At 44.5% G+C, this 14,893-nt stretch carries 11 protein-coding genes and 1 pseudogene; 11 read left to right on the forward strand and 1 reads right to left on the reverse strand.

The window, feature by feature from the left end:
* Positions 1 to 32: 32 nt before the first annotated feature.
* The 4 genes and pseudogenes from EST42_RS02205 to EST42_RS02220 all read left to right on the forward strand — a co-directional run.
* A pseudogene (locus EST42_RS02205) lies at positions 33 to 596 on the forward strand (DUF554 family protein); the annotation flags it as partial.
* 59 nt (positions 597 to 655) lie between these two features.
* Positions 656 to 871, forward strand: a complete 216-nt coding sequence (locus EST42_RS10905; RefSeq protein ID WP_245150337.1) for a hypothetical protein — start codon at positions 656 to 658, stop codon at positions 869 to 871.
* Positions 872 to 1,175: 304 nt separating this feature from the next.
* A complete protein-coding gene (locus EST42_RS02215) occupies positions 1,176 to 1,580 on the forward strand; it encodes a hypothetical protein (protein ID WP_134644023.1) in 405 nt (134 codons plus the stop codon).
* Between the two features lie 507 nt (positions 1,581 to 2,087).
* Positions 2,088 to 2,420 (forward strand): hypothetical protein, encoded by a 333-nt coding sequence (locus tag EST42_RS02220; RefSeq protein WP_134644024.1) that lies wholly within the window; start codon positions 2,088 to 2,090, stop codon positions 2,418 to 2,420.
* 114 nt (positions 2,421 to 2,534) lie between these two features.
* On the opposite strand, the gene EST42_RS02225 is transcribed toward EST42_RS02220, so the two are convergent.
* Entirely contained in the window at positions 2,535 to 3,383 is an 849-nt protein-coding gene (locus tag EST42_RS02225; RefSeq protein ID WP_134644025.1) for a hypothetical protein, read from the reverse strand.
* 171 nt (positions 3,384 to 3,554) lie between these two features.
* Here EST42_RS02225 and EST42_RS02230 point away from each other — a divergent pair, with 171 nt between their 5' ends.
* The 7 genes from EST42_RS02230 to EST42_RS02260 all read left to right on the forward strand — a co-directional run bounded on the left by EST42_RS02230 (position 3,555) and on the right by EST42_RS02260 (position 14,651).
* On the forward strand, positions 3,555 to 3,980 hold the full coding sequence (locus tag EST42_RS02230) for a GtrA family protein (RefSeq protein ID WP_134644026.1): 426 nt from the start codon (positions 3,555 to 3,557) through the stop codon (positions 3,978 to 3,980).
* Positions 3,977 to 4,822 (forward strand): Cof-type HAD-IIB family hydrolase, encoded by an 846-nt coding sequence (locus EST42_RS02235; protein WP_134644027.1) that lies wholly within the window; start codon positions 3,977 to 3,979, stop codon positions 4,820 to 4,822. Before EST42_RS02230 ends, EST42_RS02235 begins: the two co-directional genes overlap by 4 nt.
* Positions 4,823 to 4,942: 120 nt before the next feature.
* Positions 4,943 to 5,731, forward strand: coding sequence for an undecaprenyl pyrophosphate synthase (locus EST42_RS02240; RefSeq protein ID WP_134644028.1), 789 nt, complete (start codon positions 4,943 to 4,945; stop codon positions 5,729 to 5,731).
* A gap of 10 nt (positions 5,732 to 5,741) precedes the next feature.
* On the forward strand, positions 5,742 to 6,533 hold the full coding sequence (locus EST42_RS02245) for a phosphatidate cytidylyltransferase (RefSeq protein WP_134644029.1): 792 nt from the start codon (positions 5,742 to 5,744) through the stop codon (positions 6,531 to 6,533).
* Between the two features lie 92 nt (positions 6,534 to 6,625).
* Complete coding sequence (gene rseP / locus EST42_RS02250) at positions 6,626 to 7,885, forward strand: RIP metalloprotease RseP (RefSeq protein WP_134644030.1); 1,260 nt, start codon at positions 6,626 to 6,628, stop codon at positions 7,883 to 7,885.
* A 165-nt stretch (positions 7,886 to 8,050) separates the two neighbouring features.
* Positions 8,051 to 9,772, forward strand: a complete 1,722-nt coding sequence (locus EST42_RS02255) for a proline--tRNA ligase (RefSeq protein ID WP_134644031.1) — start codon at positions 8,051 to 8,053, stop codon at positions 9,770 to 9,772.
* Between the two features lie 556 nt (positions 9,773 to 10,328).
* The gene (locus EST42_RS02260) at positions 10,329 to 14,651 is read left to right on the forward strand and encodes a PolC-type DNA polymerase III (protein ID WP_134644032.1); all 4,323 of its coding nucleotides are present in this window, start codon (positions 10,329 to 10,331) and stop codon (positions 14,649 to 14,651) included.
* Positions 14,652 to 14,893: the final 242 nt, after the last annotated feature.

Consider the following 14,893-nt stretch of genomic DNA (forward strand, 5'->3'; position numbering starts at 1 on the left):
TTCTATCAAAATGGGTATATATTGGTTATATTGTGATTTTTGGTCTGGCGTCGATGACGATGGGAATAATCGCGATTGCACCGACCAAAAATATGGCCGCAGTCATTTTGCTTTGATTATTGGAACCGCGGTTGGTTTATTACTACATGTAAGTGCGTGGATTAACCGTGGGGCTTTCCAAATGCAACGCATCATTGCCCGATTTGTCCCAGCTCACAAGACGCTTTCTGAGGAAGAGTTTTCTGCATCCTTATTAACCGGCATTGTGTTGTTTGTTTCATCTGATACCGGTATTTATGGGGCACTGGTGAACGGGATGACTGGGGATGCAACCATTTTGATCACAAAATCGATTTTGGATTTTTTTCACGGGCGCTATTTTTGCAGCCAACTTGGGATTTGTTGTGTTGATGATTCTGTTTTTGTTGGCTAGGGTGATTTATCCGCTCACGACGCCAGCCATGATAATTGACTTTAAGGCGGTTGGCGGTACCCTTATGTTAGCAACGGGGTTCCGAATGATTAAGGTGCGCATGTTCCCGACGGCTGACATGATTCCAGCAATGCTGTTTATTATGCCGATTAGTTGGGCGTGAACGACCTGGGTCTTGCCGTTGCTAGCAAAGTAATAACAACTTAAATGAGGGTGATGGCAATGAACAAGACGATTTTGAAGGCAATTGAGCGGATTCGTTGGAATTCGGAGCATCATTTCTTGCACATCAAGAATCAGCATGAAATTGCGCCCCAAATTGGGGTACAATTCAGCATGGGCTATACAGATACTCGGTTTATCCAATTTTTTTGGAAGACCAAGAAGATCAAACTGATTTGTGGGATGGATTCACGAAGACGTTCGAAGAAATTTTAGAATATGAATTGACGTTCATAAAAAGGAGCTTGGCCTGTTTTAACGAACAATAAGGTTCGGAAGACCAAAAGAAGCACTATGAAGCAACGCAAACGGCGATGTTATTAATTTTGGACAAAGTTCGTTTCCTTGCGCTGACATACTAAAATAACGTTTAAAGCACTGACCATGATGGCCGGTGCTTTTGTTTTGGTGTGGGAATCTAGATGACACCTTTTGGGGCCCTATTTTTTCTATCGTTGCTGACAAGTGCTATTATTATCCGTGAATAAAAGACTTCATGAGATAAGAGGGGATTTACATCATGTTTGATTACAAAGCATTTCTAGCAGAACGTTCTGATCGTGAGATTACTGTTGCCGTTGTTTTGCGATCAATGGCTGATCATGGTTGCTTGGGTGAGCGAGCAACGCAGGTACTATCTGAAACAACTGCCGAACTTGCTTCAGAGCCAGTCCCAGGCGAGGCTGGAATGCGTCAATTGTATTTGCACTTTAATGGTCAACAGCTGGTGACGCGGTTCAAAATTAATCGTGAAACTGGTGTCGTGACATTCCGTGACAGCTGGATGAATGATGAAGAGTCGCATGTAGATGATATGGATATGATTAACTATTGGTATCCAACTTACTTCCCAGATGGCAAGGTGAGCGATCGTGTCGCAGCGGGGTATGCTATGGCGGATGAGAAATTGAATTACAAAGCATAAGTATAAGAGGCTGAGACAGAAATTTCTGGATCAGCCTCTTTTTATATTATGTAATATGCATATTGATTGTACAAAATACTGGCTCTCGCTTGTGAAAAAATACCACCTGTCGGACATTCACGAAATGGACACAGAAAACAGAAAGAAAAAGTGAAAAGTTCGATAGTTCGGACACGTAAAATGCAAATAAGTGCCCTAAATTAGAAGAAAATCACCGTGCAATATGTTTATCGGGAATGAACAGCGTAAAACATGTAACTTTCTGAAGTAATGGGGAGGCAATGGTTACGGCTGGGCATTGTTCGTTGTTACAGAGGAGAGTATGAAGTGATTAAAAAAATAAGGACGGCATCTCTAATCGCAACGTTATTGATGACGGTGTGTATGGGAACAGCAGTCAACGGGGAGCCATTCAGGCCAGCACGGTTTTATCGCAGAAATCGTTCATGGCCAGTACGCTGGTAGCTGCTTGGAATGTGACTGATGATAATCAGGACATTGTTACAAATGTTATACAGTCTCTCAAAGAGACGTTGTCGAATTTGGCTGGGACGGGGAACGGATCATGCTGAACCAATTGTGTTGGTGCCGGAAAATGAACATGATGAACCGGTGATTGTTGGCGCAGTGGAGACACCAGAGTTAGGTGAGCGCCGCTGGGCTAGGGATGTGAACGCCGGGCGTACTGAGGGAACTGCGATGAGACCAGTCAATTTTGTCAAAAATCATCCGTATCAATTCTTATTTGGGATGTTATTGGCCGGAAATTTATTGGCAGTGGTTGCCTACCGGTTAAAAAAGTCACTTTTTGCAATGAGTGAACAGGAAGATACAGACTAACGGCGTATGAGATGAATGGCGTCATATGAAACATGTAACCATTCAGTACATAGTTTAAAAGCCGCAAATCCTCGATTTAATCGGGTGATTTGCGGCTTTTAACGATATTGGTTGTTATTTTTGCTGCAAGAAGATAACCAGGACGGTAATTGCTTGGAGCAATGAAAAGACGCCCATCCGGTACTTAGCCTTGAGATTAAGGTTGATTAACACCATCCAGGTAAAGACGATGATAATAATGGCTAACAACGTCCACGGATTCCAAGGCAATGTCAACACATCTAACAGTAAAATGATGCCAAAAGCTAATGAAGTCGCCCGTTTATCGCGACCAGTGGTCACAAAAATACTGCTCATATAGAACAAATAACTAAACAACAACGGCAACAAACTCCAAATGAAAGGTGCTGTTAGGAAGGTGTTTTGCTGATAGAAAATCACAACTGGCAAAGCGAGGGTAGCGATACCAGAGTATAGCACCAAGCCCAAGATGTTTTGTAGATTTAACCATTTGAGATTAATGAGGAGCAATGAAAGCGGTAGCAATGCTAACAAAATAATCTGCTGCATAGTGATTTGCTGATAGAGAAAGTACAGGAATACCATTGGAATTAAGATAACGCCAAAGTTCAACCAACGTGAGAACCCACGGTTGAAAGTTAAACAGATGGCCAGGGCCAAGATGACGCTATAGGTCATCAATAGGGGATTGTGTTGCCACTGTCCTCCCGCTAAATTTTTTGAATAGATTGCTGGGTAAATCCACCAAATTGCAAGCTGCGATAGGACTGCAATTAAAATTGAGACCCATTGAATTTGCTGCCATTGTGGGCGGGTGCCTTTTCGTCGTTGGGTTGTTCTGGTTTGGGGAGGGACGTTATCCAAACTGGTGAATGACGCTGATGTGGGATTGTCTGCCAATTGATTAAGACGGGTAAGACTATTTTGATAATCGTTCGCCATGAGAGCTCCTTTCGCTGATATTTATTCTGCCAACTCAAGCTGAGTTAGGACAATTTGTAAAATCTAACTACATAATTGTAGCAAACTAACCGGATTACTGGGCAGTTTGTTATAATGCTTTAAAGATAAAAATGTGACGAAATTATGTCCTAGAGAGTTGAGAGTTTACTGATGAAGTCAGTCATGACAATTTTTACTAAGTATCGCGCCCAAATTTTATACTTGTTTTTCGGTGGCTTAACCACGATATTTAACATCATTTTGTATGGTGGGTTGCGCTTAGCCCAAGTGACGATTATGGCGGCGTACGTCATTGCCTGGTTCTTTACGGTGTTGTTTGCTTATTTAACCAATCGTGTGTGGGTCTTTGACAGTCAGGCGCATGGTTTCCGTGAATTGCTAAATGAGGCTGTTAAGTTCTATGTTGCGCGAATCGCGACTGGACTGATTGGTATGGCGATTTTATGGTTCGGAACGAGTCTGCTCCACCAAAACGATATATTATGGAATGTTATTCAAAACGTATTCGTGGTGGTCTCTAATTACGTATTGAGTAAGCTCATTATTTTCAAAGCGAAGGAGAAATGGGAACGATGACAATTAAGTTAATTGCAACAGATATGGATGGCACATTGTTGCGTGATGATCGCACATTTGACTATGCCCGGATGGAAGATTTGCTCGATCAATTAGATGAAAAGGGCATCCGATTTGTTGCAGCTAGTGGGAATCAATACAAGCAATTACGGTCATACTTTGAACCGGTCAACCCCGACCGTATCACGTATGTTTCAGATAACGGTGCTTTGATTACGCACAATAATGAGGTTTTGGCAGAATCATCATTGTCTCGCGACCAGATTGCACGCGTCATGCAATGGAATAGTGAGACACATGCTAATATGGATAATTTGATTATCCTGTCAGGTAATGATGGCGCCTATGTGTCAAACCATGCGACGCCAGAAATGATTGCGGCGGTTAAGACGTTCTACCCAACTGTCCACCAAGTTGAGAAGTTTATGGATGTTGACGACAACATCTTCCGATTCTCATTGGTGTGGGATCCATCGGTTGATGTCCATGGGCACGTCCAACAATTACGCGAGGTCTTTGGCGAAGAGCTCCATACAACCGGATCAGGTTTCGGGTCGGTTGATATTTTGGCGCCTGGCGTAAATAAGCGAACTGGTTTGGAACAGTTGGCAGCTAAGTGGGATATTAAGCCTGAAGAGATGGCTGCTTTTGGTGATAACGGTAACGATTTGGAGATGTTGCGTTATGTGAAGTATCCATTTGTGATGCCAAATGCGGAAGACTTCATGAAGGTCCGCGTGCCAAATCTTGCCGTTAACGATAATAATCACAATGGTGTGTTAGACACCATCGAAGCGTTACTAGCGGGTGCTTATGATGATGAGTCTGTTTTTGATAAGTAATAGTTAAAGCAGGGGATTTTACCATACACGCTATGTGACAAACTGCTATAATAAAAGGATTGACATGCGTGACTTTAAGCCAGTCACGTATTTTACATTTATAGAGGCGGAGGAAGCATCGTGTTTTTCAAAAAGCAAAAAACGGTCGTAACGGGTCAATTGCCACAATTAGATAAGACGCGAACCCCAAACCACGTTGCGGTTATCATGGACGGTAATGGTCGCTGGGCTAAGCAACAGAATTTACCACGTGTGGCTGGTCACCAACGCGGGATGGAAGTAGTGAAAGATATTACCAAGGCAGCCAGTGATTTGGGTGTTAAGGTATTGACGCTCTACGCTTTTTCAACAGAGAATTGGAAGCGACCTGAGACGGAAGTTGGTTTTTTGATGAAGCTACCCGGTAAGTTTTTTGACACGTTTGTCCCAGAACTTATCGAAAAAAATGTGCGTGTGAACGTAATGGGATACATTGACCAATTACCAGTGGACACGCAACGTGCGGTTAATGACGCCATTGCCCAGACGGCAAACAACACCGGCATGGTGCTAAATTTTGCTTTAAACTATGGTAGTCGTGCCGAAATCGTGACAGGTGTGCAGCAGATTGCTGCGCAGGTAGCGGCGGGCGAATTGCAACCTGAGCAAATTAACGATGCGACAATTGATGCTGCGCTAATGACGGCACCATTGGGCGAATTCGCCGATCCAGATGTCTTGATTCGAACGAGTGGTGAAATGCGGTTGTCGAACTTTTTGCTTTGGCAACTTGCGTATGCCGAATTTGTATTCATTGACGAACATTGGCCTGAGGTAACCCCAGCGGTCTTTGAAAAGGCATTAGCAATGTACCAAGCCCGTGACCGACGGTTTGGTGGCATTGCTGAAAATCAAAGCGATAAGAAGTAGGAGTGTAGTAATGAAGACACGTGTTATCACAGCCGTTGTGGCTCTGACTATCTTTGTGCCGATTTTGATTGCCGGGGGCTTGTGGATTCAAGCCGCTGCCTCATTGTTGGCCGTGATTGCAGCGAGTGAAGTCGTCTTGATGCGCAAGACGTTGTTGGTTGACTTTGGTGCAATATTGACAATGTTGGGTGCGCTAGTAATGACGTTACCAGCGACGCTATGGGACAATATCCATGCACCAATTGCCTTGCACCGGACATCATTGTTGTACATCTTTATTTTGTTAATGTTGTTACACACGGTGATTGCCAAGAATAAGTTCAGTTTTGAGGATGCCGGTGTTTTTACCTTGACGATGATGTATGTCGGTATGGGTTTCAGCATGATGGTCGCTGCCCGCAATGCCGGGTTGGACACCTTGATGTTTGCCTTCCTGATTGTTTGGATTACAGATTCAGGTGCTTACATGATTGGTCGCAAGCTTGGTAAGCACAAGTTGACTACAATCTCACCTAACAAGACATGGGAAGGCTCAATTGGTGGGACGGTTGTGGCTGTGCTTGCAGCAGCTGTTTACCTAGTCTTTTTCCCACAAGCCTATAGCTGGCCGGTGATGGTTGTTATCGCCATAGTTCTGTCAATCGCAGGACAGTTTGGTGACTTGATTGAGTCTGGCTTGAAGCGTTTCTACAAGGTGAAGGATTCTGGTACGGTGCTGCCAGGTCACGGTGGCATTTTGGATCGCTTTGATTCAATGTTGATTGTTTTGCCATTGATGTTCTTGTTAGGCTTGATAAACTAATAGAAAATAGTAAAACTCTGGGCGATTTTAACGTATCAATCAGGGTTTTGTTGTATACTAGGGCCTATTGAAAAGGGAACGCTGGAGAAATTATGACAACAATTATTACTTTTATTATTGTCTTTGGTATTTTGGTGATTGTGCATGAATTTGGGCATTTCTATTTTGCCAAGAAGGCAGGTGTCCGTGTCCGGGAGTTTGCAATCGGCATGGGACCTAAGCTGTTTCAAACCCGGCGCAACGGGACGACGTACACGGTTCGTGTGTTGCCAGTCGGGGGTTATGTGCGGATGGCTGGGCGTGCTGAGGCTGAAGAAGAAACAATTCGGCCGGGGATGACAATTGTGGTCGTGCAACAAGATGATGTGGTGACACGCTTAAACGTGTCTGATCAGACCGAATTAGTTGGCGGCCGCACGTTAACAGTTAATCGGGTTGATTTAGTTGACGATATGTTTGTGGAGGGTTACTGGTCAGACGATGATCAAACGTTGGTTAAGCTGCCGGTTGATCATGAAGCGTCGGTGATCGAAGCTGATGGGACTGAAGTGTTGGTTGCCCCACGGGATATGCACTTTGAATCGGCCAAGCTTTGGCAACGGGCATTAATTAATTTTGCCGGACCAATGAATAACTTTATTTTAACGGTCGTCTTGTTCATGGGGTTGGCTTTTGCTATGCCGGGTGTGACAACGACAACGTTGCAAGATGTTGCGCAGAATTCACCGGCAGCGACGGCTGATTTGAAAAAAGGCGATACAATTGAAAAAATCAATGGCGTGAAAATGTCATCATGGCAGAAAATGCAAACGACGATCCAAGCTTTGCCAAAAGAGAAGACCACGGTAACGTATGAGCGAAACGGTCAATTAAAGACGACAACACTGACGCCGGAAGCCGTTAAAAACGGAGGCATGCTGGTTGGTCAGATTGGGGTGACGCCGACAACGACCAAGGCATTTATGCCACGTGTACAATATGCCTTCCGTGCGACTGGTCAAGCCATGACGCAGATATTCCGTGCAATTCAGAACTTGATTCAAGGGTTCTCGCTGAATAAGTTAGGTGGCCCAGTTGCCATTTATAAGAATACTGAGCAAGTAAGTTCGTATGGCTTCTTAGCGATTGTGTCATTCATGGCAATGCTCTCAGTTAATTTGGGGATGATGAATCTACTCCCAATTCCAGGGTTGGATGGTGGCAAGTTGCTCTTGAATGCTGTCGAAGCTGTTGTGCGGCGTCCCCTTCCGGAACGGGTTGAAACGGCCGTTACGCTAGCGGGTGTTGCATTCTTGTTTGTGTTGATGATTGCCGTTACAGGAAACGATATTATCCGATATTTCTTCAAGTGAACACCGATGAATTAATAGGATCGGCCAAATCGGCTGGTCCTTTTTCTATTCCAGGTGAAATGACCCCGAATTGTAAACCGCGGGCCTAGTGATATGTGTTACTATAATATAAGAATTTTTAAAGTGCGCTTTGTGCGCTAAGAATAGGGATGAGGTTATTATCCAATGAAACAGTCGAAGGTATTTATTCCAACGTTGCGCGAAACGCCTGCTGATGCAGAAGTTATCTCGCACCAAATGATGTTGCGTGCTGGTTACATGCGTCCGGTTTCAGCTGGTGTCTACGCATACTTGCCAATGGCACAACGCGTGTTGAACAAAATCAACGGCATTATTCGTGAAGAAATGGAAAAGATTGATGCGATTGAAATGTCGGCACCAATGCTTTTGCCAGCTGAAATGTGGCAAGAATCAGGTCGTTATGAGACATACGGTCCAAACTTGTTTAAGTTAAAGAATCGTCACGACCGCGACATGATTTTGGGACCGACACACGAAGAGACGATGACGACGTTGATTCGTGATGATATCAAGTCATACAAGCGTTTGCCACTAACGGTTTACCAAATCCAAACTAAGTTCCGTGATGAAAACCGACCACGTTTTGGTGTCTTGCGTGGTCGTGAGTTTATCATGAAGGACGCATACTCATTCTCTGTTGATCAAGATGGTTTGGATGAGTCATACAAGAACATGGAATCAGCATACATCAATATCTTTGACCGAATTGGCTTGGATTACCGTGTTATCGTGGGTGATGCTGGTGCAATGGGCGGTTCCGATTCCAAGGAATTCTCAGCGCCAGCTGAAGCCGGTGAAGATATCATTGCTTACTCAGATGAATCAGATTACGCAGCTAACTTGGAAATGGCGAAGGATTTGTACACGCCAAACAAGTCACACGCGCAAATGGCTGATTTGGAAAAGATTGCAACGCCTGAAGTCAAGACCATCGATGAGTTGGCTGAGTATTTGCAAACGACGCCCGATCAATTGGTGAAGACGTTGTTTATGTACGCTGACGGTGAACCAGTGATGATTTTGGTTCGTGGTGACTTTGAAGTTAACGAAGTTAAAGTCCAAAACTACTTGCATGCTGATGAATTGCGTATGGCAACCGAAGAAGAAGCGCAAGCGATTTTGGGAGCGCCATTCGGTTCATTGGGACCAGTCGGTGTTGGTGAAGACGTCAAGATTATCGCTGACGAATGGGTAACCGACATGGTTAACGTGACGGTCGGCGGAAACGAATCAGGCTTCCACTACTTGAACGCAAATGTTGACCGTGATTTCCGTATTGATGAAGTGGCAGATGTCCGTACAGCCCGTGAAGGTGATTTGGCTATTGATGGTAAGGGTCACTTGAAGTTTACAAAGGGTATTGAAATTGGCCACATCTTTAAGTTGGGAACACGTTACTCAAAGTCAATGGGTGCCCAAGTCTTGGATGCCAATGGCCGCCAAGCAGATGTCATTATGGGATCATATGGTATTGGTGTGTCACGTTTGTTGGCAGCAATTGCTGAGCAAAATGCGGATGAAAACGGTTTGGCTTGGCCAACGTCTGTTGCACCATGGGATGTTCATTTGGTGCCAATGAAGTATTCAGATGAAACGCAACGTGCTTTGACGGATGAGTTGAACGACAAGTTGGATGAAGCTGGTTACGAAGTATTGGTCGATGACCGTAACGAGCGTGCCGGTGTTAAGTTCAATGATTCAGATTTGATTGGTTTGCCAGTTCGTGTCACAATTGGTAAAAAGGCCGGCGAAGGCATCGTTGAAGTGAAGTTGCGTAAGTCTGAAGAAGCGATTGAAGTCCGGACTGAAGAACTGGTTTCAACGCTACAAATCTTGTTGCAACCAGAAGCGGATGCGCAAGCTTAATCTTAGATATAAGCGATACGGGTACGCGTCGTATAATATATCTAATGAAAGTCGGGGAATTTCCTCCGCTTTTTTATTAAGAAAAAGTTAGCGCGAAATCGCTTTCATAAAATAGGCACATTTTTCTGGGATACTTATTGTATGAATGAATAAGTGAAAGCGGAGATGACGATGCGCAAATTCTTATGGGTCATCATTGCCGTCTTGACTGTTTTAGCTTTTACCCACTTTTAAACCGAAAGCAACTTTATTCTTATTTTAAGGTTGGGTCGTTATGATTATCACTGTTGATAAGGGATACAGAGATATCCAGTCAACAGCCCATAAAACCTACTCATAACCCGCAGGTTTAACCAACCTGCAACCTTCTCCTTAAAAATCGATGATGTGCGAGACATATCATCAGAATAGAATGCGGTAAAAGCCCATTTACCGCGATCCGAAAAGATCGTTAGTGTTGTTCACTAGCGGTCTTTTTGTTTTAGTTATCGTCCTGTAATCAGAAGAGGGTATAATAGATACAGATTGTGAAAATGAGAGAAGGGAGTACCTATCCATGGCGTTGACCGCACAAGAACAATTCCAAACATTGTTGCAGCAATTGCAATATGAGGAAGTCCCAGCAAGTTTGCAGGAAGCTTCGCTAACCAAGCTTGCTGTGCACAAGCAATCAAAAATCTGGCAATTCCATTTTGAAATGCCTCAGTTACCTCCAGTGCAGGAGCTGGCTGCTTTGGTTGCCCGGATGCAGACAGCGTTTGCCAATATTGTGCAAACAACTTATCAGCTTCATTTGACTGAACAACCAACAGCACAACAAATTGTGGATTATTGGACGTGGGTACTGCAACAACATCAAAACGAACCGGGCGCTTTCCGGCAGGCGTTTGCGCATGTGTTGCCACAAATCACTGGTAACAAATTAGACTTAACGTTTGATACCGCTGTTTGGGCCAACTATGCCCGACAAACAGGGTTATCAATTATTGAAGGGACTTATAAAAAGTTGGGAGTTGGTTATCAGCTGCCGTTCAACATTTTGGTTGATGAGCAGTTGGCGGCCGAATCACATGCTCAGGTTATGGCACAACGCGCTGCGCAAGATCAACAGCTAGCCGAGATGGCTAAGGTTCAAATTGAGCAGGCAGCTAAGCAACGCCAATCAGTCCCACGTAACGGTGGCGGTGCTGGTAATAATCCAGGTGCGTTGGGTCGTAGAATTGCCGCAGATGCAGAAATCACCAAAATGGGCGATATTGAGACCGAAGAACGTTCTGTAATTGTTGAAGGATATGTGTTTGATGTGGAAGTCCGCGTGTTGAAGTCTGAACGTCAATTGCTAACGATGAAGGTGACCGACTACACGAGTTCGTTTATTTTGAAGAAGTTCTCACGCGATGAAAATGATGAGGCATTCTTTGCTGATATGAAGCCTGGCACATGGATTCGTGCTCGTGGTCCAATTCAACAAGATGACTTTGTGCGTGATTTGACGATGACGGCGTATGATATGGAAATTATCAAGCATGCGCCACGTCTCGATCCGTATGAAGGTGAACAAAAGCGAATTGAATTGCATACGCATTCTGTGATGTCGACTATGGATGCCACAAATGGGATTGGCGATTACGTGAGGCAAGCAGCTAAGTGGGGCATGGATGCGATTGCTGTTACTGATACAGCTGGTGCGCAAGGATTCCCAGAAGCGGCGTCTTCAGCTGCTAAGAACGGCATCAAAATGATTTATGGGGTCGAGGTGAATTTGGTTGAAGATGGTGAACCAATCATTTTCAACCCTGATCACACGAAACTTGATGAAGCTGAATTTGTGGTATTTGACGTGGAGACGACTGGTTTGTCAGCAGCTTATGACAAGGTGATTGAATTATCAGCCGTCAAAATGGTTAAAGGGAATGTGATTGCAGAGTTCTCAGAGTTTATCGATCCTGGGTTCCCATTGAGCCAGACAACAGTGAATTTAACGTCGATTACAGATGATATGGTGCGCGGTTCAAAACCCGAAAGGCAAGTCTTTGAAGAATTCCGTGAATTCTACGGCGACGCAGTTTTGGTTGGACACAATGTGACGTTTGATATGGGCTTCATGCAAGAAGGGTATGCCCGTCATCAATTAGCACCAATTACAAATCCAGTCATTGATACGTTAATTTTGGCCCGATTCTTGTACCCAAGCATGCGGTCATATCGTTTGAATACGTTGGCTAAGCACTTTGGGATTGTTTTGGAACAACACCACCGTGCCATCTTTGACTCTGAAACAACGGGTCATTTGAACCGCGTTTTCTTGGAGCAAGCGCGTGAGGAGTATGGTATTGAGTATGCGGATCAATTGAATGACCACATGATGGAAAATGATGCTTGGCGTCACGGTCGTCCAAATCATGCGATTGTGTTGGTTCAGACGCAAACTGGGGTGAAGAACCTTTATAAGATGATTTCAGAATCAAATACCACGTATCTGCAGCGTGTACCACGTGTACCGCGTTCATTATTGAATAAATACCGTGAAGGCTTGTTGCTGGGTACTGGAGATAACACTGGTGAATTCTGGGAAGCCTTGATGCAGAAGGGGTATGCGGCAGCCAAAGCAAAGGCGACGTATTACGATTACATTGAAATACAACCATCAGCTAACTACGTACCGGCTTTGGAAGCTGAACTTATTCAAGATGAAGCCCGTCTGCGTGAGCTAATGATGCAAGCGGTACAAATCGGCGATGAATTAGGTAAGCCGGTGGTTGTGACGGGGGATGTTCACTATCTAAATCCCGAGGACGCCATTTACCGTAAAATTTTGATTAGCTCACAAGGTGGGGCAAATCCCTTGAATCGTTATTCATTGCCAGATATACATTTCCGAACGACTCAGGAGTTGTTGGACGACTTTGCTTGGATGGGGGAGGAGCTGGCTAAAAAGTTAGTTATTGATAATACACACGTTGTGGCTGACATGATTGACGATGTTGAAGCGATTAAGGGTGGAAATTATCCACCTAACATACCTGGCGCTGATGATGAAGTGCGTCAGAAGTCATATGAAACAGCCTACCGTTTGTATGGGAATCCGTTACCTGAAATTGTCGAAGCCCGTATTGAGCAAGAATTACGTTCAATTATTTCCAACGGGTTCTCGGTTATTTACTTGGTTGCGCAACGTTTGGTGGCTAAGTCAAATAAAGATGGTTATTTGGTTGGATCCCGTGGTTCGGTGGGATCGTCACTGATTGCTCTGTTAATCGGGATTACTGAAGTGAATGCGTTGCCACCACACTATCGCAGTGTTGCTGGTGACTATGTTGAATTCGTTGATCCGCGTGAGTACGAGTCAGGCTATGATTTGCCTGAAAAGTTGAGTCCAATCGATGGGACGAAGTTGATTGGGGATGGACACAACATTCCGTTTGAAACTTTCTTGGGCTTCAAGGGTAACAAGGTGCCGGATATTGATTTGAACTTCTCTGGTGACTATCAGCAATTTGCTCACAACTATATGAAGTCTTTGTTTGGTGAGAATAATGTGTTCCGTGCCGGTACGATTGCGACGGTGGCGGATAAGACCGCGTTTGGATACGTAAAGGCGTATGAGCGTGATCATGATGTTAGTTTCCGTGGTGCAGAAATTGAACGGCTGGCTTTGGGCGCTACTGGGGTTAAGCGAACTACTGGTCAGCACCCGGCAGGTATCTTGATTGTGCCGGACAATATGGAAATTTTTGATTTCACGCCAATTCAGTTCCCCGCCGATGATTTGTCAGCTACTTGGCGGACGACCCACTTCGATTTTCACTCAATTCACGATAATATCCTAAAGATGGATATCTTGGGTCACGATGATCCCACGATGATTCGTGCCTTACAGGATATGTCCGGTATCGATCCGCAAACGATTCCGATGAATGATCCAGGGGTGATGAGTCTATTTTCATCACCAGAAGCACTTGGCGTAGACGAGGACCAAATATTCTCAAAGTCAGGTACATTGGGTGTTCCCGAATTTGGAACGGCGTTTGTTCGTGGTATGTTGGAAGAAACGCACCCAAAGAACTATTCTGAATTACTACAAATTTCCGGTTTGTCCCACGGAACTGACGTGTGGCGCGGTAATGCGGATGAATTAATTCAACGCGGGATTGCGACAATCGGTACGGTCATCGGAACGCGTGACAAGATTATGACCGACTTGATTAACTATGGGGTACAACCGGAGTCATCATTCCAGATTATGGAAAAGGTACGTAAGGGTAAAGGAATCTCGGACGAGTACCAAGCTGAAATGCGCGCAGCGGGCGTACCGGAGTGGTATATCGAGTCAGGGTTAAAGATTAAGTACATGTTCCCACGTGCCCACGCGGCTGCTTACGTTTTGATGGCGTTGCGAATCGCCTACTTTAAGGTCTACTTCCCGACGTTGTATTACGCGGCGTATTTCTCAGTTCGCGCAAGTAACTTTGATATCGTTGCCATGTCACGTGGTTTGAATTCAACTAAGGCGCGAATTCAAGAAATTAAGAAAATGGGAAATGAAGCTTCAGCTAAGGATAAGGACTTATTGACTGTGCTTGAATTAGCTAATGAAGCCCTTGAACGTGGTATTAAGTTCAATATGGTTGATTTGTACAAGTCTGACTCAGAGCAGTGGGTATTAGATGGTGATACGTTGATTGCACCGTTTAATGCGGTACCCGGTCTGGGGGATAACGTTGCGAAGCGGATCATTGCTGCACGTGCAGAACGTGAATTCCTTTCAAAGGAAGATCTTGCACAGCGCGGTGGTGTGTCAAAGACGTTGATGGATTACTTAGATGAGAACGGCGTACTCGCCGGCATGCCAGATGAGAATCAACTGGCACTATTCTAATAACATGTAACGAAAGCGTTTCGTGATAGTTAGCTATTATGGAACGCTTTTTTCGTCGACTGAAGGGGTATTGAATGTTCGGAAAAAATTTTGAAAACAAAGCAGTTGACGAACATTATGAAAAGCGGTATATTAAATAGGCTCCCGAGCAAGGGTGCGTTGATAATGAGAGTCTTGTTAAGACTCGTTGTTGACATATTGAAAAGCATTCTGTATTATATATTAAGTCGTGTCAGAGATAT

This window comes from Weissella cibaria, assembly GCF_004521965.1.
GTDB classification, from domain to species: Bacteria; Bacillota; Bacilli; order Lactobacillales; family Lactobacillaceae; genus Weissella; species Weissella cibaria_A.

Coding starts and splice junctions, on each gene's coding strand:
- EST42_RS02225 (WP_134644025.1), bottom strand. CDS start 3,383: ATGGCGAACGATTATCAAAATAGTCTTACCCGTCTTAATCAATTGGCA.
- EST42_RS10905 (WP_245150337.1), top strand. CDS start 656: ATGAACAAGACGATTTTGAAGGCAATTGAGCGGATTCGTTGGAATTCG.
- EST42_RS02260 (WP_134644032.1), top strand. CDS start 10,329: ATGGCGTTGACCGCACAAGAACAATTCCAAACATTGTTGCAGCAATTG.
- EST42_RS02245 (WP_134644029.1), top strand. CDS start 5,742: ATGAAGACACGTGTTATCACAGCCGTTGTGGCTCTGACTATCTTTGTG.
- rseP (WP_134644030.1), top strand. CDS start 6,626: ATGACAACAATTATTACTTTTATTATTGTCTTTGGTATTTTGGTGATT.
- EST42_RS02220 (WP_134644024.1), top strand. CDS start 2,088: ATGTTATACAGTCTCTCAAAGAGACGTTGTCGAATTTGGCTGGGACGG.
- EST42_RS02215 (WP_134644023.1), top strand. CDS start 1,176: ATGTTTGATTACAAAGCATTTCTAGCAGAACGTTCTGATCGTGAGATT.
- EST42_RS02235 (WP_134644027.1), top strand. CDS start 3,977: ATGACAATTAAGTTAATTGCAACAGATATGGATGGCACATTGTTGCGT.
- EST42_RS02255 (WP_134644031.1), top strand. CDS start 8,051: ATGAAACAGTCGAAGGTATTTATTCCAACGTTGCGCGAAACGCCTGCT.
- EST42_RS02230 (WP_134644026.1), top strand. CDS start 3,555: ATGAAGTCAGTCATGACAATTTTTACTAAGTATCGCGCCCAAATTTTA.